General features: G+C 71.6%; 19 protein-coding genes. 7 read left to right on the forward strand and 12 right to left on the reverse strand.

Going from position 1 to position 18,216, the window contains the following annotated elements:
- Positions 1-532: 532 nt before the first annotated feature.
- On the reverse strand, positions 533-1,183 hold the full coding sequence (locus ACIQE0_RS18500) for a DNA-3-methyladenine glycosylase (protein WP_402333273.1): 651 nt from the start codon (positions 1,181-1,183) through the stop codon (positions 533-535).
- A gap of 135 nt (positions 1,184-1,318) precedes the next feature.
- On the opposite strand from ACIQE0_RS18500, the gene ACIQE0_RS18505 reads away from it, so the two are divergent.
- The 3 genes from ACIQE0_RS18505 (at position 1,319) to ACIQE0_RS18515 (ending at position 3,662) form a co-directional block, all read left to right on the forward strand.
- Entirely contained in the window at positions 1,319-2,101 is a 783-nt protein-coding gene (locus ACIQE0_RS18505; RefSeq protein ID WP_402333276.1) for a sporulation protein, read from the forward strand.
- A 42-nt stretch (positions 2,102-2,143) separates the two neighbouring features.
- A complete protein-coding gene (locus tag ACIQE0_RS18510; RefSeq protein WP_402333279.1) occupies positions 2,144-2,683 on the forward strand; it encodes a YbhB/YbcL family Raf kinase inhibitor-like protein in 540 nt (179 codons plus the stop codon).
- Positions 2,684-3,155: 472 nt separating this feature from the next.
- On the forward strand, positions 3,156-3,662 hold the full coding sequence (locus tag ACIQE0_RS18515; protein ID WP_402333282.1) for an HNH endonuclease: 507 nt from the start codon (positions 3,156-3,158) through the stop codon (positions 3,660-3,662).
- Between the two features lie 40 nt (positions 3,663-3,702).
- On the opposite strand, the gene ACIQE0_RS18520 is transcribed toward ACIQE0_RS18515, so the two are convergent.
- The 4 genes from ACIQE0_RS18520 to ACIQE0_RS18535 all read right to left on the reverse strand — a co-directional run bounded on the left by ACIQE0_RS18520 (position 3,703) and on the right by ACIQE0_RS18535 (position 6,905).
- Positions 3,703-4,470 (reverse strand): sulfite exporter TauE/SafE family protein, encoded by a 768-nt coding sequence (locus ACIQE0_RS18520; RefSeq protein WP_402333285.1) that lies wholly within the window; start codon positions 4,468-4,470, stop codon positions 3,703-3,705.
- An 83-nt stretch (positions 4,471-4,553) separates the two neighbouring features.
- Positions 4,554-5,492 (reverse strand): SPFH domain-containing protein, encoded by a 939-nt coding sequence (locus tag ACIQE0_RS18525; protein WP_366337477.1) that lies wholly within the window; start codon positions 5,490-5,492, stop codon positions 4,554-4,556.
- Between the two features lie 99 nt (positions 5,493-5,591).
- Positions 5,592-6,005: an NfeD family protein gene (locus ACIQE0_RS18530; protein WP_366337491.1), complete on the reverse strand. Its 414-nt coding sequence runs from the start codon at positions 6,003-6,005 to the stop codon at positions 5,592-5,594.
- Between the two features lie 105 nt (positions 6,006-6,110).
- On the reverse strand, positions 6,111-6,905 hold the full coding sequence (locus tag ACIQE0_RS18535) for an ABC transporter ATP-binding protein (RefSeq protein WP_384103838.1): 795 nt from the start codon (positions 6,903-6,905) through the stop codon (positions 6,111-6,113).
- Between the two features lie 108 nt (positions 6,906-7,013).
- Between ACIQE0_RS18535 and ACIQE0_RS18540 the strand changes: the two genes are divergently transcribed.
- Complete coding sequence (locus ACIQE0_RS18540; RefSeq protein ID WP_384103836.1) at positions 7,014-7,829, forward strand: hypothetical protein; 816 nt, start codon at positions 7,014-7,016, stop codon at positions 7,827-7,829.
- Positions 7,830-7,932: 103 nt separating this feature from the next.
- Here ACIQE0_RS18540 and ACIQE0_RS18545 read toward each other — a convergent pair whose 3' ends face one another.
- The 4 genes from ACIQE0_RS18545 to ACIQE0_RS18560 form a co-directional block, all read right to left on the reverse strand.
- Positions 7,933-8,178 (reverse strand): chaplin, encoded by a 246-nt coding sequence (locus ACIQE0_RS18545; protein ID WP_366337472.1) that lies wholly within the window; start codon positions 8,176-8,178, stop codon positions 7,933-7,935.
- A 165-nt stretch (positions 8,179-8,343) separates the two neighbouring features.
- Positions 8,344-8,589: a chaplin gene (locus ACIQE0_RS18550; protein WP_366337470.1), complete on the reverse strand. Its 246-nt coding sequence runs from the start codon at positions 8,587-8,589 to the stop codon at positions 8,344-8,346.
- Between the two features lie 191 nt (positions 8,590-8,780).
- Positions 8,781-9,464, reverse strand: coding sequence for a response regulator (locus tag ACIQE0_RS18555; protein WP_402333292.1), 684 nt, complete (start codon positions 9,462-9,464; stop codon positions 8,781-8,783).
- Positions 9,457-10,602 (reverse strand): GAF domain-containing sensor histidine kinase, encoded by a 1,146-nt coding sequence (locus tag ACIQE0_RS18560; RefSeq protein ID WP_366337466.1) that lies wholly within the window; start codon positions 10,600-10,602, stop codon positions 9,457-9,459. Before ACIQE0_RS18560 ends, ACIQE0_RS18555 begins: the two co-directional genes overlap by 8 nt.
- A 413-nt stretch (positions 10,603-11,015) precedes the next feature.
- Here ACIQE0_RS18560 and ACIQE0_RS18565 point away from each other — a divergent pair, with 413 nt between their 5' ends.
- A complete protein-coding gene (locus ACIQE0_RS18565) occupies positions 11,016-11,741 on the forward strand; it encodes a nitroreductase family protein (protein ID WP_402333296.1) in 726 nt (241 codons plus the stop codon).
- A 340-nt stretch (positions 11,742-12,081) separates the two neighbouring features.
- A complete protein-coding gene (locus tag ACIQE0_RS18570; protein WP_366337463.1) occupies positions 12,082-12,813 on the forward strand; it encodes a transglycosylase SLT domain-containing protein in 732 nt (243 codons plus the stop codon).
- A gap of 96 nt (positions 12,814-12,909) precedes the next feature.
- Here ACIQE0_RS18570 and ACIQE0_RS18575 read toward each other — a convergent pair whose 3' ends face one another.
- Positions 12,910-15,414 carry an FHA domain-containing protein gene (locus ACIQE0_RS18575; protein WP_402333300.1) on the reverse strand — a complete coding sequence of 835 codons (2,505 nt, stop codon included), beginning with the start codon at positions 15,412-15,414 and terminating at the stop codon, positions 12,910-12,912.
- 451 nt (positions 15,415-15,865) lie between these two features.
- Here ACIQE0_RS18575 and serB point away from each other — a divergent pair, with 451 nt between their 5' ends.
- Positions 15,866-17,113 carry a phosphoserine phosphatase SerB gene (gene serB, locus ACIQE0_RS18580; RefSeq protein ID WP_366337459.1) on the forward strand — a complete coding sequence of 416 codons (1,248 nt, stop codon included), beginning with the start codon at positions 15,866-15,868 and terminating at the stop codon, positions 17,111-17,113.
- A gap of 183 nt (positions 17,114-17,296) precedes the next feature.
- Here serB and ACIQE0_RS18585 read toward each other — a convergent pair whose 3' ends face one another.
- The gene (locus tag ACIQE0_RS18585) at positions 17,297-17,815 is read right to left on the reverse strand and encodes a histidine phosphatase family protein (RefSeq protein WP_366337457.1); all 519 of its coding nucleotides are present in this window, start codon (positions 17,813-17,815) and stop codon (positions 17,297-17,299) included.
- Positions 17,816-17,916: 101 nt separating this feature from the next.
- Entirely contained in the window at positions 17,917-18,135 is a 219-nt protein-coding gene (locus tag ACIQE0_RS18590) for a hypothetical protein (protein ID WP_384103806.1), read from the reverse strand.
- Between the last annotated feature and the right edge of the window lie 81 nt (positions 18,136-18,216).

An 18,216-nucleotide genomic window follows, 5' to 3' on the forward strand; every position in this document is an offset into this window, starting at 1 on the left:
TTCTCAAGGAACGGACGCTTCCTTCGGCCACCCTCTCGGGCTTCCTCCGGGCGCTTCCCTTCGGTCTTGCGTCTCCGACTCTATCAGACCCTTTCAGCCCCGATTTTCGCCGGTGCGATCCGGCCTTTCGGCTTTCTCGCGGTTCCAACCGTACCAGATCCGTTTCCGTCTCCGGCCCCCTGTTGGAGCAGGGTTCGGCCGCTTCGCTTTCGCTTTTCGACCTTTCCGACTTTATCAGATCCTTTTCGCTTCCAGCCCGTCTCTTGGCGAGGCGCTGCCGGCTCGAATTCGGTTCCGAGTTTTCGTCGGAGGGGTTTGCCTTTCGGCGTGTCCGCTACGTTAGCGGCATTTCCTGGCGGCTCATAATCGAACCGATCGGGCCAATGGACCGAAAGGCCGAATTTCGGCAACGCCGAAATAGACCCGTCAGGGAGTCGCGCTGAGTAGTGGTGATGGTGCCGCCTCGGGGTGCGCAGATAGCGCTGCCCGTGTCGAACGGCTCGGGCCACGTTAGGCGCTTGGCGGGGCCGAGTCAAGTAGCCGTGGTGGTGCGGCGGCGGGGGCTGTGGGGGCGGTAGGGGCTGACCGTGGGGTCGCCGTCGATCCAGTAGCGCCAGGGGTGGCCCGCGCCGTCGCCGCCGACGCCGGTACGGGGGCCGTTGCGCACCAGGGCACGGGGGGCCGGGGTGCCGTGGAGGATCGTGAGCGGGCTGTCGGTGGATGCGCAGACGTCGACGCCGTCCAGGGAGCGGTCGATGTCGAGGGCGGTGGCGAGGCGGGCCGGGCCCTTGGCCAGTTCGTCGGTGTTGCGGGCCTTGGGGCGGCGGCCGGCGGCCAGGGACCGGCCGGTCAGGATCTCGCCGGCGCGCAGCAGGACCGCGCTGGCCCTGTCCTCGGGGCCGCAGACCAGGTTGATGCTGAACCACATGCCGTAGATGAAGTAGACGTACGCGTGGCCGGGCGGGCCGTACATCGTGGCGTTGCGGGCGGTGCGGCCGCGGTAGGCGTGGGAGCCCGGGTCGCGCTCGCCGTCGTACGCCTCGACTTCGGTGAGGCGGAGCTCGATCGGGCCGTCGGGGCTGTGGCGCACCAGGGTGCGGCCCAGCAGGTCGGGGGCGACGTCCTGGACGGGGCGGTTGAAGAAGTCGCGCGGGAGGGGCATGCGGTCCGGTGCGTCGGTCATGGGTTCCGAGCGTAGTGGGGGTGGGTGGGGCGGTGGGTGGCTGTGGAGGAGGGGGCCGGTTGGTGCGAGGGGGTGCGGATCGGGCCATGATCGGATGGCTCTGCGGAGGGCGGGGCGTGACTGGGGAGGACCGGCATGGGGTTCAAGAAGGTGTTGGCGAGTCTGGGGGCCGGGGGCGCGTCCGTGGAGACGGTGCTGTTCGAGGAGAACGTGGTGCCCGGCGGGCTGGTGCAGGGCGAGGTGCGGATCCAGGGCGGGTCGGTGCCGCAGGCTATCCAGGGGCTGTCGGTCGGGCTGGCGGCGCGGGTCGAGGACGAGCCCGGCGGTGGCGGGGTGCCGCGGGACGTCGCGTTCGGCGGCCGGCGGCTGGGGGGCGCGTTCGAGGTGCAGCCGGGTGCTGTGCACACGGTGCCGTTCGGACTGGAGGTCCCGTGGGAGGCGCCGCTCACGGACCTCCTGGGGCAGGCGCTGTCCGGGGCGGGTACGGGGGTGACCACCCAGCTGGCGATCGCGCGGGCGGTGGACTCCCACGATCTCGATCCGGTGCGGGTGCATCCGGTGCCGGCGCAGCAGGCGGTCCTGGAGGCGCTCCGGCGGCTCGGGTTCCACTTCAGCGGCGCCGCTGTGGTGGCGGGGCAGATCCATGGAACGCGCCAACAGCTGCCGTTCCACCAGGAGTTCACGTTCGCGGCGCCGCCGCAGCACCGGGGGCTGGGCGAGGTCGCGTTGGCCTTCGTGGCCGACGGCCGGGAGATGGACGTGGTGTGGGAGATGGACAAGGGATCTCGGCCGTTCCACTCGGAGGCGGACAGCCACCGGTCGCGCACGGTGGGGATGGACGCGGTGGAGGGGACCGACTGGGCGGGTTGTCTGACCCACTGGCTGGCCGAGGTCGGCGGGCGGCGCAACTGGCTCTAACCTGGCCGGACAGAGTGTCAGCAAGCGACCAGGAGGTCCGAGGTGTCCGAGCTGAAGCGGCGGCCGCTCCCGCATGATTTCCATCCGCCGGTGGCGGAGTTCACGGTGGTGAGCGAGGAGGTGGAGCCGGGCGGGACGCTGCGGCCGGAGCAGGTCCACGCCGGGGGGAACCGTTCGCCGCAGCTGCGGTGGGAGGGCGCGCCCGCGGGGACCAAGAGCTACGCCGTCACCTGCTACGACCCGGACGCGCCGACCGGCAGCGGGTTCTGGCACTGGGTGCTCTTCGACATCCCGGCGTCGGTGACGGAGTTGCCGGCCGGGGCCGGTAGCGGCGCGATGAAGGGGCTTCCCCAGGGGGCGGTGCACGTCCGCAACGACTACGGGACGCGGGACTTCGGGGGTGCGGCGCCGCCGCCCGGGGACGGTCCGCACCGCTATGTGTTCACCGTCTACGCGGTGGACCAGGAGAAGCTGGGGCCGGATGCGGACGCCTCGCCCGCGGTGATCGGTTTCAACCTGCGGTTCCACGCGCTCGGGCGGGCCCAGTTGATCAGCGAGTACGAGGTGCCTGCCGCCGGCTAGCCCCTGTCGCCCGGCGCCCGCCGGTCCTCCGGCCCGCGGGAAATGCGTTGCGCCCCGGCGCCTCCGCTACGCACAGTGGTACGCGTACCGCCGCCTCCATGAGGCGGTGGGCAGCCGGTACCGCAGTGGCGGAGCGCCGGGGCGCTGGTGTGTGCGCCCCGTCTCCCCGTGCCTCCCGGGGCCCGGGGGGTGCTCTCGTCCGGGTTGTCCGTGCGCTCGGGGGCGTTCGGGCCGGCTGCCGTTCGCTCCGGGTTCCTTACGGGGGTCGGAACCCGGAGCGCACCCTTCTTCCGCGTCTTCCGCGCAGCCGCCGGGGCGGCTCCGCCCACGCTTCGGAACGCCTCCTCTTCATGCTGCCGTAACCCGTCATCTCCCTTGTGGCACACGGAAATTGCGTTGTCCGGGAATACCTGTCCCGGCACAGTGGAGCCACTTCGCCACGGCGGCGATCAGGGTCCGGGAGGTGGACGGGATGCGCGAGACGCTGGTGCTGAATGCGAGCTTCGAGCCGCTGGCGACGGTGTCGCTGCGGCGTGCGGTGGTGCTGGTGATGCAGGACAAGGCGGTCGTCGAGCACGTCCACCCGGGGATGCGGATCCGGGCGGCTTCGGTGGACGTGCCGGTGCCGCGGGTGATCAGGCTCAGCAGGTACGTACGGGTGCCGTTCCGAAGACAGGCGTCCTGGTCCCGGCGGGGCGTACTGGCGCGGGACCAGCACCGGTGCGCGTACTGCGGGAAGCGGGCGACGACCGTGGACCACGTGGTGCCGCGGTCGCACGGCGGCCGGGACACCTGGCTGAATACCGTCGCTTCGTGTGCGGAGGACAACCACCGCAAGGCGGACCGGACACCGGAGCAGGCGGGGATGCGGCTGCTGCGGCGCCCCTTCGCGCCGACGCCGGCGGATGTGCTGATGGCGGCCCTGGGCGGCTCCGTACGGGACGGGCTGCCGAGGGGGATTCCGCCCCTCGCCCTTTAGGCGACGCCTCGGACGGTCGGTGGCCGTCCGTCGACTCCCGTTATTTCAGGAGGAGTTGGATGATGGCCACCAGTCCGACCACGACGATCACGGCGCGCAGGGCGTTGGGCGGCAGTCGGCGGCCTATCCTCGCGCCGATCTGGCCGCCGAGTGCGGAGCCGACCGCGATGAGGAGCACCGCGGTCCAGTCGAAGTGGGCGACGAAGAGGAAGAAGACCGCCGCGACGGCGTTGACGAGGGCGGTGAGGACGTTCTTGAGGGCGTTGATCCGCTGGAGGTCGTCGCTGAGCAGGACGCCCATCAGGGAGAGGTAGATGATGCCCTGGGCGGCGCCGAAGTAGCCGCCGTAGACGCTGGCCAGCAGCAGGCCGGTGAACAGGGCGAGGCCGCCGTCGCGGTGGGCGGTGGTGCCGTTGCGGGCACGTCGGGCGCGGACCGCGGCGGCGAGCCGGGGCTGGACGACGACGAGCACCAGGGCGACGGCGATCAGGGCGGGGACGACCGCGTCGAAGGCGCTGGAGGGCAGTGCGAGCAGCAGGACCGCGCCGGCCAGTCCCCCGATGAGGGCGGCGGTCGCCAGGCGCAGCACCCGGCCGCGCTGACCGCGCAGTTCGCGGCGGTACCCTAGCGCGCCGCTGACCGAACCGGGCACCAGGCCGAGGGAGTTGGAGACGTTGGCGGTCACCGGCGGGAGGCCGACGGCGAGCAGGACGGGGAAGGTGATCAGGGTGCCGGAACCGACGATGGTGTTGATGGTGCCGGCACCCAGGCCGGCGGCGAAGACTGCGACTGCTTCCCAGGGGGACACACCCGGCTCCTCACGTGATCAGGGTTGCCACCCGCCGTGGAGGCCGGGGGCAACCCTGATCATGCACGAGGGACTCGACCGCGTCAGTCGATCGGGGGCGCCTGCCGCTCGGGACCGGCGGGCTTGGGGATCGAGACGCCGCCGCCCGCGGGGTTGAAGTTGCCGAGGGCGCCGCCGAGGCCCTTGAGCGCGTCGCCGATCTCGCTGGGGACGATCCAGAGCTTGTTGGCGTCGCCCTCGGCGATCTTCGGGAGCATCTGGAGGTACTGGTACGACAGCAGCTTCTGGTCGGGGTCGCCGGCGTGGATGGACTCGAAGACCACCCGGATCGCCTGGGCCTCACCCTCGGCGCGCAGCGCGGCGGCCTTGGCCTCACCCTCGGCGCGGAGGATCGCGGACTGCTTCTGGCCCTCGGCGGTGAGGATCTCGGACTGCCGGACACCCTCGGCCTGGAGGATCGCGGCGCGCTTGTCACGGTCGGCGCGCATCTGCTTCTCCATCGAGTCCTGGATGGAGGTCGGCGGCTCGATCGCCTTGAGCTCGACGCGGTTGACGCGGATGCCCCACTTGCCGGTGGCCTCGTCGAGGACGCCGCGGAGCGCCGCGTTGATCTCCTCGCGGGAGGTCAGGGTCCGTTCCAGGTCCATGCCGCCGATGATGTTGCGGAGGGTGGTGACGGTGAGCTGCTCGATCGCCTGGATGTAGCTGGCGACCTCGTAGGTGGCGGCGCGGGCGTCGGTGACCTGGTAGTAGATCACCGTGTCGATGTTGACGACGAGGTTGTCCTGGGTGATCACCGGCTGCGGCGGGAACGGCACGACCTGCTCGCGGAGGTCGATGCGGTTGCGGATGGTGTCGATGAACGGGACGACGATGTTCAGGCCGGCGTTCAGCGTGCGAGTGTAGCGGCCGAAGCGCTCGACGATGGCGGCGCTCGCCTGTGGAATGACCTGGATCGTTTTGATGAGTGCGATGAACACGAGCACCACCAGGATGATCAGGACGATGATGATCGGTGCCACAGCGACTCCCGGCCCTTCGTTGCTGGTCTTCCCGGCCAACGGCCGGCCTGTTGTTGATCAGTCTTTCAGAGGTGCGGGGCGTTGCGCACCGGGTTCGGTTCAGATGACGAGGGCGGTGGCGCCCTCGATGTCCACCACGTCGACCTGTTGGCCCGGTTCGTAGACCTTGTCACCGTCGAGGGCGCGGGCGGACCAGATCTCGCCGGCGAGTTTGATGCGGCCGCCGGCCCCGGCGTCGACCCGCTCCAGGACCGTGGCGGTCCTGCCCTTGAGGGCGTCGATACCGGAGGCGAGCCGGGGGGCCTGGCCGCGGTGGCGGTTGGCGATCGGCCGCACGACGGCGACCAGCGCGACCGACACCACCAGGAACACCAGGAATTGCACGACGGTGCCGCCACCGAGCGCTGCGGTGACGGCACCGGCGACGGCACCGACCGCGAACATCCCGAATTCGGGCATCGCAGTCATGACGAGCGGAATGCCCAGTCCCACGGCGGCGATCAGCCACCACACCCATGGATCCACGCGCACATGGTAGATCCGTCGGGTGCCCTTCGGACAGGGCGCGATCGGTCAGTGACGATCCGCTTCGACGGCGGAACTGTCAACGGCGGCCGGTCACTTGAGGGGAAGGCCCTGGGCGGTCCAGCGGTCGCTGCCGTTGCGCTCGACGACGAGCGGGAGGCCGAAGCAGTGCGAGAGGTTGCTGGAGGTCAGTTCCAGGTCGAGCGGACCGGCGGCCAGCACCTTGCCCTGGCGGATCATCAGGACGTGGGTGAAGCCCGGCGGGATCTCCTCGACGTGGTGGGTCACCATGATCATCGAGGGCGCGTAGGGGTCGCGGGCGAGGCGGCCCAGGCGGCGCACCAGGTCCTCGCGGCCGCCGAGGTCGAGGCCGGCGGCGGGCTCGTCCAGGAGGAGCAGCTCGGGGTCGGTCATCATGGCGCGGGCGATCAGGGTGCGCTTGCGCTCGCCCTCGGAGAGGGTGCCGAACTTCCGGTCCAGGAAGGCGTTCATCCCGAGGCGGTCGAGGAAGGCGCGGGCGCGCTGCTCGTCGATCTCGTCGTAGTTCTCGTGCCAGGTGGCGGTCATGCCGTAGGCGGCGGTGAGGACGGTCTGGAGCACCGTCTGGCTGCGCGGCAGCTTGTCGGCCAGGCCCATACCGGCGACGCCGATGCGCGGGCGCAGGTCGAAGACGTCGACGCGGCCCAGCTGCTCGCCGAGGATCCGGGCGGTGCCGGTGCTCGGGAAGAGGTAGCTGGAGGCGACGTTCAGCAGGGTGGTCTTGCCGGCGCCGTTGGGGCCGAGGATCACCCAGCGCTCCCCCTCCTTGACCGACCAGGAGACCTGGTCCACCAGAGCCCGTCCTTCGCGGACCACGGATACGTCCACCAGCTCCAGCACATCGCTCATGAGCGCACTGTCTCCCATTGCTTCTCGGTCGTCGTGTGCGCCGGTAGGCGCAGCCCCCCTGCAAACCTACGCCACTCGTTGTCGGTGCCGTTCCCTAGGCTGGGGACCATGCTCGATGAACCTCGCTCGGGACGGCTGGCGGCATGGGGAAATGCCCTTTTGGCCGGACTTGTCTCACCTGATGATGCCGCGCACCACATCGTGGACGACGACGCGGTGCACCGCGTCGCGGGCCTGCCCGGGGAGGACGCCCCGGTCGGCCTGACGCTCGCGCTGGGGCGGCTGCGGACGCTGGGGGCGGTCGGCCTGCGGGTGGCGCTGCCGGTGCCGGGGCATCCGCTGGGGCTCAGCGGCCCGCCGGAGCTCAACGCGCGGGCGCTGGAGGCCGGCGAGGCGGTGCTCGCGCACGGCGTCGCGCTGGGGCTGGTCCCGGAGGTGTTCGAGGCGGGTCCGCAGGGCGCCGCCGGTCCCGATGTGCACGTCGAGGTGGTCTGGCACTGCCTGCCGGCGCGCGAGGCGCCGCCGGCCGACGTGCCGTCGCTGGGCGAGGCCGAGCGGGAGCTGGCGGAGGCGCTGCGGGAGGCGACCGAGGTGCTCGCGCGGCTGGACGTGGCCGGGTCCGGCCCGGTGGCGGACGCCGCGCTGGCGGCGTACCGGGCGCGGGCGGAGGCCGGCCGGCAGGTGCTGGCGCCGGGCTATCCGCCGCGGGCGGTACGGGTGTTGGAGCTGGCGCAGCGGGTCGGCGCGCTGATCGACATCGCCCGGGGCGCGGGCGGCGACGGCCGGGAGCACGGCGCCGCGGTCAGTTCGTCCCAGATCGCGGCCCGCGCCGAGGCGTTGCGGCCGGTGGAGCGCACGGCCCGGCGGGCGCAGGTGGCGGCGTACAACTCCGCGGTGGAGGAGCAGGAGCGGCGCCGGGGGTGAACGGGAGGGCCCCGCCGGCCATGGGGCGGCCGGCGGGACCCGAGGAGAGCGCAAGGACCCAACGTCCCGCGTGGGCCCGGGTGTTGGCCCCGGGCCGGTGGCGTCAGAGGTTGGTGGCCAGGTTGCCGAAGGCGGAGTTCAGCACGCCGATGACGTTCACGCTGTTGCCGGAGACGTTCACCGGCACGTGCACCGGGACCTGAACGAGGTTGCCCGAGCCGACGCCCGGGGAGTTCACGGCCTTGCCGTCGGCGTGCGCACCGTCCACGGCGAACGCCGAACCGGCGGCGGCGCCGACGGCGAGACCGGTGGTGGCAAGGACAAGGGCGGCCTTTTTGACGGTGTTCATGGTGACGTGTTCCTCACGTGGTGGCACAGGGCCGAAAACGACGGTGATGGTGGAGGGCGGACCGGCCGCTCGGCCAGGGCTGGGCGGGGCCGGTCCTCAGTGACCCGCGCGGGCCGGTGCGTGGCCCGGCCTGGGGTCAGCTGCTCGGAGCGGGTGCTCCCACGGTCACTTGTTGAGGCAGGCGTTGCCGAAGACCGGGTTGAGCAGGCCGATCACGGAGACGGTGTTGCCGCAGACGTTCACGGGGACGTGGATCGGCGCCTGGATGACGTTGCCGGAGACGACGCCGGGGGACTGCACCGCGGCACCCTGGGCCTGCGGGCCGTCGTGCGCCGAGGCGACACCGGCGCCCGCCAGGGCGAGACCGGCCCCCGCGATCGTGATGGCCGCAACCCGCTTGATGTTCTTCACTTCTCTTGCTCCTCGTTGCCGATGCCGTGGCCAGCCGCCACGACTGCACTGGGAAACGGCCCGGCACGGAGCTGGGATACGCCAAACGGGCTACGTATACACGACAGTATGAATCTCTGACCCGCAGGGAGACGTTCGGCTAATCATTCTGGTAGGCCGTCAGCACCCGCCGCTCCCCCGTGCTGCGGGGCTCAGGCCCCGATGCCGTGCCGTACGGCCCACAGCGCCGCCTGGGTGCGGTCGGCGAGGTCGAGCTTCATCAGGATGTTGGAGACATGGGTCTTGACGGTCTTCTCCGACAGCACCAGCGCCCGGGCGATCTCGCGGTTGGAGCGGCCGTCCGCGATCAGGCCCAGCACCTCGCGCTCCCGCTCGGTGAGCGAACCGCCGCGCCCCTGGCCGCCGTTGCCGTCCTCCTGGGACAACAGCGCGCCGGCCACCTCGGGTTGGAGCAGCACATGCCCGGCGTGCACCGAGCGGATGGCGCCGGCGAGGGCGTCCGGGTCGATGTCCTTGTAGACGTAGCCGGCCGCGCCTGCGCGCAGGGCCGGGACGACGGTGCGCTGCTCGGTGAAGCTGGTGACGACCAGCACCCTGGCCGGGTTGTCGAGGGAGCGGAGCCTGCGGAGGGCCTCGATGCCGTCCATACCGGGCATCTTGATGTCCATCAGGACGACGTCCGGGCGCAGTTGCTCGGTGGCGGCGATGCCCTCGGCGCCGTCCGACGCCTCCCCCACCACCTCGATGTCGTCCTGGACCTCCAGGAACGTCCGCAGGCCGCGGCGGACGACCTGGTGGTCGTCGACGAGCAGCACACGGATCGCGCCGCCCTGGCCCGCGGCCCGTTCCGTACCGCCCTGCGGATGTTCAGCCACCGGGCACCTCCATCTCGACAGTGGTGCCCTTGCCGGGCTCCGATTCCACGGTGAGCGTGCCGCCCACCCCGCCGGCGCGGTCGTGCATCGACACCAGGCCCAGATGCCGGCCGGCCCGGCGGACGACATGGGTGTCGAAGCCCCGCCCGTCGTCGGCGACCCGCAGCAGGGCGCCCTGGCCGGCCCGGGTGAGGCTGACCTGGACCTGCCCGGCTCCGGAGTGGCGCAGCGCGTTGTGCAGCGCCTCCTGGGCGACGCGGAGCATTGCCTCCTCCTGGGCGGAGGGCAGGGCCCGCACGCCCTGGGCGGAGAAGGTGACGCGGGCGGCGTGGGCCCGGTCGAGGACCTGGACCTGGGAGCGGAGGGTGGCGACCAGCCCGTCCTCGTCCAGGGCCGCCGGGCGCAGCTCGACGACGGCGGCGCGCAGCTCGTCGGCGGCCTCGGCGGCCAGCGCGGCGACCTGGTGGAGCTCGTCCTTGGCGCGGGCCGGGTCGCGGTCGACCAGGGCGGTCGCGGCCTGGGCGGTGAGCCGGAGGGAGAAGAGCTTCTGGGCGACGGCGTCGTGCAGCTCGTGGGCGAGCCGGGCGCGCTCACCGGCGATGGTCAGCTCGCGGCTGCGCTCGTAGAGGCGGGCGTTGGTGAGGGCGATGGCGGCGTGCTGGGCCAGTATCCCCAGGAGGCGCTCGTCCTCCTCGGTGAAGCCGCAGCCGCCGGCGGGCTTGGGGCAGCGCTTGTTGGCCAGGAAGAGGGCGCCGAGGATCTCGTCGCCGTCGGCGACCGGGAGGCCGAGGAAGTCGGACATGTCCGGGTGGGCGTCGGGCCAGCCGCCGAAGCGGGGGTCCTGGCGGACGTCGGCGAGCCGCTCGGGGGTGGCGCTGTGCAGCATCGCGGCGAGGATGCCGTGCTGGCGGGGCAGCGGGCCGATGGCCTTCCACTGCTCGGCGCTGACGCCGTCCACGACGAACTGGGCGAAGCCCCCGTGGTCGTCCGGGACGCCGAGCGCGGCGTACTCGGCGTTCAGCAGCTCACGGGCCGAGGCGACGATCGTCTTGAGGACGTCGCGCACCTCCAGATGTCTGCTCATGGCCAGGATCGCGGTGCTCACCGCGGGGATGCCGGCCCCCGGTCCGTTGCTCATGGCTTCACCGTACCGGCGCGCCGCTCACCCCGTATCGGTCCGCCGACGCCCCGTGCCTAGACCCGCGGACCTAGGGCGAACGCCCCGCCCCGGGCCCCTGGACGCCGGATCCCGGCCACGTCGCCGGTCGAGGGCGTTCCGATTTATACCGCTATGCGTTGTTCGTGTCCCCTTATATAGAGGGGTCCCATAAGGAGGGGTCCGGTGGGTGGGATTCACGGGGAGGCGGGGCAGGGCGAGGCCCCGGGGAGTGCGCCTGGTCGAGGCAAATCAATCCTTGTCCCCTTATATAGGGACAGGTGGTGTGATGCGGGAGGGCGGCGGCGCAGCGTTCTCGCCGCGGACGCGGAGGGAATCGGCACGGATTCGGTGATCCACCTCGCAGGCCGCCGGTGCGGGCCCAGACTCATGGCATGCCCTCTTCCCCACAGGCGCACAGTGCGCCGACACCCCCGACGAAGCGTTGGACGCCGATCCACGGAGAGCCCTACCGGTCGGTGCCGTACCGGCCCGAGCGGATGCCCGCGGACGAGTCGCTGGCCCGCGCCGCCGCACTGCGGGAGCGGATGGACCGGCGGCGGACGGTGCGGCAGTTCGCCACCGACCCGGTGCCGGAGCAGGTGGTCCGGGACGCGCTCGCCTGCGCCGCCACCGCGCCGTCCGGGGCGCACCAGCAACCCTGGACGTTCGTCCTGGTCAAGGACCCCGAGGTGCGCCGCCGGATCCGGGCGGCCGCGGAGGCCGAGGAGCGCCGCTCCTACGAGGGGCGGCTGGGCGAGGAGTGGCTGGCGGCGCTGCGGCCGCTGGGCACGGTCAAGCCGCATCTGACCGACGCCCCGCATCTGATCGTGGTCTTCCAGCAGCGGCACTGGCTGGGCCCGGACGGCACCAAGCACAAGCACTACTACGTGGACGAGTCGGTGGGCATCGCGGTCGGCATGCTGCTGTCCGCACTGCATCTGTCAGGGTTGGCGGCGCTGGTGCACACGCCGAGCCCGATGCGGTTCCTCCAGGAGGTGCTGGGCCGGCCGGCCGACGAGAAGGCGTTCGCGGTGATCCCCGTCGGCTACCCGGCACCGGACTGCCAGGTGCCCGATCTGGTACGGAAGTCCCTTGACCAAGTGCTGGTCGAGGTCTGAGGGGACATAGCCCGCACACAGCGCACGCACAGGCTGTGCGATTGCAACTACTGCCGGCGAGATAAACCCCTACCCGATGTGACCCCGCGCATAGGGCACAGGTCACTTACGACCCTGGATAGTGGACCGGAGAACCCGCCACGAACTGGGAATATTCCCGGGCGGACGCGCTCGTGGCGGGCCCGGTCCCACTAACCGGGGTCGTACGTCACATCGTTGCTCGGCGAATTTTCGGCCGCTAAGAATGGCTCCCGTCGCTCGGCGCCGCGATCAGAACTCGGCGTTCTGCCGCCGCTCATTGGCCCGTGCGACGTCCCCCATCGGAAGAGGTCGTCCCGTCATGCCCAAGTCCGCCGTCTCCCGTCTGACCCCGACCCGGACCCACAAGCTCGCCGCCGCCGGTATCGCCGCCGCCGGTGCCGCTGCGCTGGTCTTCGCCGCCGTCCCGGGTGCGGACGCCGGCCAGGGCAAGACCCAGGCGGCCGCGGCCGGTCTGAACATCAAGCCGGTGGCCTTCAGCGCCGTCGACACCGCGGCCCGGGCCCAGCAGGCCACCATCGCCCAGCAGGCGGACGCCTCCGCCGCCCAGGGCAAGGCCGAGGCCGCCGCCGCCAAGCAGCAGGCCGAGGCCGTCGCCAAGGCCGAGGCGAAGGCGAAGGCCGAGAAGGAGCGCCAGGTCAAGGACGCGGTGAGCCGCGCCACCGTCCGCAAGGCGATCCCGGCCGCCGCCCCCAAGGCCGTGAAGACCTACCCGAACACCCTGGACGGCTGGATCCGCGAGTCGCTGGACGTCCTGGCCCAGCACAACATCCCGGGCAGCTACGACGGCATCTACCGCAACCTGATGCGCGAGTCCGCCGGCAACCCCAACGCCATCAACCTCTGGGACTCCAACGCCCAGGCGGGCATCCCCTCCAAGGGCCTGCTCCAGGTCATCGACCCGACGTTCCGCCAGTACCACGTCCCCGGTACCTCCTGGAACATCTACGACCCGGTCGCCAACATCACCGCCGCCTGCAACTACGCGGCCGACCGCTACGGCTCGATGGACAACGTCAACTCGGCCTACTGAGCCCGGCGTTCACCACGCGCCGCACCGACGCGCACAGCAGGAAGGGGCGGCACCCGAGTTCGGGTGCCGCCCCTTCCTGCTGTCGCGGTGCGTGCGCTAGTTGCGCATGACCTCCGGTTCGTGGCGGCGCAGCAGCCGTGCGACGACGAAGGCGAGCGCGACGCCGAGAGTGAGCAGGATGACCACGTCCATCACGTAGACGCCGGTCTGGTGCTTCCACAGCGGGTCGGGGTGGCCGATCTCCCACGGCAGCAGCACGTTCATGTCGGCCGTCGCGCCCAGCGCGGAGACGCCCCAGCGCGAGGGCATCAGCCAGGAGAACTGGGAGACGCCGACGGTGTCGAAGAGCTGGAAGAGGACGCCGGTGAAGACGACCTGGACGATGGCGAACATGACCAGCAGCGGCATGGTCTTCTCGGCGGTCCGGACCAGCGCGGAGATGATCAGGCCGACCATCATCGAGGTGAAGCCGAGGGCGATGATGGAGACGGTCATCTCGATGGCCGGCATCTTCGCGAAGATCAGGCCCTGGGACGGCATCGGCCGGGTGGAGAAGCCGATGGCCGCGAGGATCACGCCCTGGAAGGCGGTGACCACGCCCAGCACGAGGACCTTGGACATCAGGTACGCCGACCGCGACAGGCCGGTGGCCCGTTCGCGCTCGTAGATGACCCGCTCCTTGATCAGCTCACGGACCGAGTTGGCGGCGCCGGAGAAGCACATGCCGACCGCGAGGATCAGCATGATGGTGCTGGCGTCGCGGTTCGGCCGCATGCCGAACTTCTTCTCCGGCCCGTACCCGAGGCCGTAGTCGCTGGGGATCAGCAGCGAGACCACGCCGAGGACGGCCGGCAGGATCACCATCAGGGCGAGGAAGCCCCGGTCGGAGGCGAGCACCGAGACATAGCGCCGCATCAGGGTCCACAGCTGGGAGCCCCAACTCTGGGACTTCTGGATGCGGGCCGGCGGGGCCTGGACGCTGACCGACTGCGGCGGGGCGGCGTCCAGGTCCGCGGCGTACATCTGGTAGTGCGGGGAGCCGCGCCAGCGGCCCGCCCAGTCGTAGTCGCGGTAGTTCTCGAACGCCGAGAAGACGTCGGCCCAGGACTCGTACTGGAAGAAGTTCAGCGCCTCCTGCGGCGGGCCGAAGTAGGCCACCGAACCGCCCGGTGCCATCACCAACACCCGGTCGCACAGGGCGAGTTCGGCCACCGAGTGGGTGACGACCAGGACGGTGCGGCCGTCGTCGGCGAGGCTGCGCAGCAGCTGCATGACGTCGCGGTCCATGCCCGGGTCCAGGCCCGAGGTGGGCTCGTCCAGGAAGATCAGCGAGGGCTTGGTCAGCAGCTCCAGGGCGACCGAGACGCGCTTGCGCTGGCCGCCGGAGAGCGAGGTGACCTTCTTGTCCTTGTGGACGTCGAGCTTGAGCTCGCGCAGCACCTCGTCGATCCGGGCCTCGCGCTCGGACTCCGCGGTGTCGCCGGGGAAGCGGAGCTTGGCGGCGTAGCGGAGCGCCTTTTGGACCGTCAGTTCCTTGTGCAGGATGTCGTCCTGCGGGACCAGGCCGACGCGCTGGCGCAGCTCGGCGAAGTGCTTGTAGAGGTTCCGGTGGTCGTAGAGGACCTCGCCCTCGTTGGCCGGGCGGTAGCCGGTCAGCGCCTTGAGCAGCGTCGACTTGCCGGAGCCGGACGGGCCGATGACGCCCACCAGGGACTTCTCGGGGACGCCGAAGGAGACGTCCTTGAGTATCTGCTTGCCGCCGTCGACGGTGACGGTGAGGTGGCGGGCCGAGAAGGAGACCTCGCCGGTGTCGACGAACTCCTCCAGGCGGTCCTCGACCAACCGGAAGGTGGAGTGGCCGACGCCGACGATGTCGTGCGGACCCACCGGCGTGCTGCCGGACTTGGAGATCGGCTGGCCGTTGACGTAGGTGCCGTTGTGGCTGCCCAGGTCGCGGATCTCGAACCGGCCGTCGGGCGTGGCCCGGAACTCCGCGTGGTGGCGGGAGACCTGGAGGTCGGAGACGACCAGCTCGTTGTCGAGCGCACGACCGATCCGCATCACCCGGCCGCTGTCCAGGCGGTGGAAGGTGGTCGGGCTGCGGTCGCCGCCCTGGGCCTGCGGGGTCCGCCGCTCGGCCGGCGCGGACGCCTGCGCGGGGACGGCCTGCCGGGGCGCGCCCTGCTGCGGCCGCTGGGCCTGCGGCGGGGGCTGCCAGCCCTGGTGCGGCGCGACCGCGAAGGGCTGCGTCATGAGGGCGTCGTTCGAGGTCCCGGCAGGAGCCCCGGCGGGATCCCCGGCGGCGGACAGGGTCAGCCGCGGGCCGTCGGTGGCGTTGCCGAGGTGGACGGCGGTACCGGGGCCGATCTCCAGCTGCTGGATGCGCCGGCCCTGGACATAGGTGCCGTTGGTGCTGCCGTGGTCTTCCACGAGCCAGCTGTGGCCGGCCCACCGGACGGTGGCGTGCCGCCAGGAGACCCTGGCGTCGTCGAGCACCATGTCGCCCTGCGGGTCACGGCCCACGCTGTAGGACCTGGACGGATCCAGCGTCCAGGTCCTTCCGTTCAGTTCCAGTACGAGTTCAGGCACTCCATGCCCCATTACTTAGTCCCCCGAGTGACGCCCCCTGCGGGAGGTCTTGGGATGGCGAACATCGTGGGGAACTATTTCAGGCTCGGCGGGCGGACCGGAAACCGGGACGGGACCGGGCACGGGGCGCCACCGGCGGCATCCGGCGAACCCTCCCGGAGAGCCGGAATAGCCCGCTATGTCTGTGATGCCAGGAATGCTGGGCATTTGGCATACCCGATGAGGTACCGGATGCCCGCTTCGCACCCGAAAGCGCCATACCAAAAGGGGAGTTGGAGTGCCAGCCCGCTCCCCCGGACCGGTGCAATCGGGCGGCGGCGGACACGAGTCCATAACGATCGCCGCGGCCTGCGGTCCGGGCGCGCGGCCGCTGCGGCACCGGCCCGGTACCTCACAGCCCCCGGGGTCCGAACCCCGGACGCGCGTACGGTCACGGCGGCCCGCCGGTTACCGTAAAGGCACCATGAGCGCATCGCAGACCCCGCCTGCCTCCGCCGGACCAGGCGAAGACGTACCGACACTCCTCGTCAAGATCTTCGGGAAGGACCGGCCCGGCATCACCGCGGGCCTCTTCGACACCCTCGCCGCCTACGCCGTCGATGTCGTGGACATCGAGCAGGTGGTGACCCGTGGCCGCATCACGCTGTGCGTGCTGGTCTCCGCCCCCTCCCTGGGCCAGGGCGGCAGCGGGACCTCCGAGGGCGACCTCCGGGCCACCGTGCACAGCTGGGCCGAGTCGCTGAACCTCCAGGCCGAGATCATCTCCGGCCGCGGCGACAACCGTCCGCGCGGCCTGGGCCGCTCCCATGTCACCGTGCTGGGGCATCCGCTCACCGCGGAGTCGACGGCCGCCATCGCCGCCGCCATAACGGCCACCGGGGGCAACATCGACCGTATCTTCCGGCTCGCCAAGTACCCGGTGACGGCCGTGGAGTTCGCGGTCTCCGGCGCGGCCACCGAGGCGCTGCGCAGCGTGCTGGCGCCGGAGGCGGCGAAGCTGGGGGTGGACGTCGCGGTGGTCGCGGCCGGCCTCCAGCGCCGGGCGCAGCGGCTGGTGGTGATGGACGTCGACTCCACCCTCATCCAGGACGAGGTGATCGAGCTCTTCGCGGCGCACGCCGGGTGCGAGGCCGAGGTCGCCGAGGTGACCGCCGCCGCGATGCGCGGGGAGCTGGACTTCGAGCAGTCGCTGCACGCCCGGGTCGAGCTGCTGCGCGGACTGGACGCGTCCGTGGTGGACCTGGTCCGCAAGGAGGTGCGGCTGACGCCGGGGGCCCGCACCCTCGTCCGCACGCTGAAGCGGCTCGGCTACCAAGTCGGCGTGGTCTCGGGCGGTTTCACGCAGGTCACCGACGCTCTCCAGGAGGAGCTGGGGCTGGACTTCGCCGCCGCCAACACCCTGGAGATCGTCGACGGCAAGCTGACCGGGCGGGTCACCGGCGACATCGTGGACCGGGCCGGCAAGGCGCGGCTGCTGCGGCGGTTCGCGCACGAGGCGGGGGTGCCGCTGGCGCAGACCGTCGCGATCGGCGACGGCGCCAACGATCTGGACATGCTCAACACGGCGGGGCTGGGCGTCGCCTTCAACGCCAAGCCGGTGGTCCGGCAGGCCGCGCACACCGCGGTCAACGTGCCGTTCCTGGACACCGTGCTCTATCTGCTGGGAATCACCCGCGAAGAGGTCGAGGCGGCGAACACCCACGCCGAGTGAGCCGTCGGGAGAACGAGCCCGGTCCCGTCCCGGACGGCGAGGAGGCCCCGGTGCGCACGATGCGCACCGGGGCCTCCTCGTCGGTCGGCCCGGCCGTGGTGGGCGGCTCGCCGCCCCGGGCGGCTCCCGCTCCGGCCCGGGAGGGAGCCGGGTGGGACGGCCGGCCCACGGGCCGCGGGGGACTCAGGCGTGCGGCGACCAGAACGCGACGAGTCGGCCGACGCCGTGCTCGACCGCCTTCCAGGAGCCGTTGAAGGTCAGCACCGCCATCGCCGACGTCGGGAAGCCGCTGCGGTTCATCCGCGCCAGCAGATCGCCCTCGGCCTCGCCGGCCAGGGCGTCGGCGAGGGCGTGCACCCCGGGGTTGTGCCCGACGACCAGCAGGTCGCTCACCTCGTCGGAGGTCTCGTTCAGGATCGCGATGAGCTCGCCGAGAGAGGCCTCGTAGAGCCGCTCGTCGTAAACGGTCTTGGGGCGCTGCGGGAGCTCGGAGACGACCAGCTTCCAGGTCTCGCGGGTGCGGGCGGCCGTCGAGCAGAGGGCCAGGTCGGGGGCGACCCCGGCGCCGGCCAGCCAGCGGCCGGCGACCGGGGCGTCCTTGCGGCCGCGCTCGGCGAGCGGACGCTCATGGTCGCTGTCGTCGGACCATTCGGCCTTTGCGTGTCGGAGCAGGACAATCCGGCGGGGTGTATCGACGCTCATACGTCCCAGCTTCGCATGAAACCCGGCGCCCGGCGCGGGGTGTTGAGGCGCTCCGCTCGGCCGGGTGATGCGCTCTTGGACACCCGCGTACGGGGCTCGCGTCAGCCCCCGAGCCGGAGCACGCGGGCGAGGAACTCCAGCAGCGGCGCGAGGCTCTGCGAGGCCCGCGCCGCATCGGCCGCGCCGGCCTCGCCGGGATTGGCGACCAGCAGCATCAGGGCGGTGAAGGAGAGCACCGGCAGCACCAGTCCCCACCACGGCAGCGCCTTCCGCAGGCGGGACGCCTTCGCTGCGGACGGGTGGCTGAACGCGGTGGACATGGCGGTCTCCCGGAGAGGTCGCGGGCCGTGTGCGCCCGCGGAGCCGCGGCGCACCCACCGCCGTTCCGCGGTGTGACCATG

Source organism: Streptomyces sp. NPDC093097, assembly GCF_044754325.1.
GTDB lineage: Bacteria > Actinomycetota > Actinomycetes > Streptomycetales > Streptomycetaceae > Streptomyces.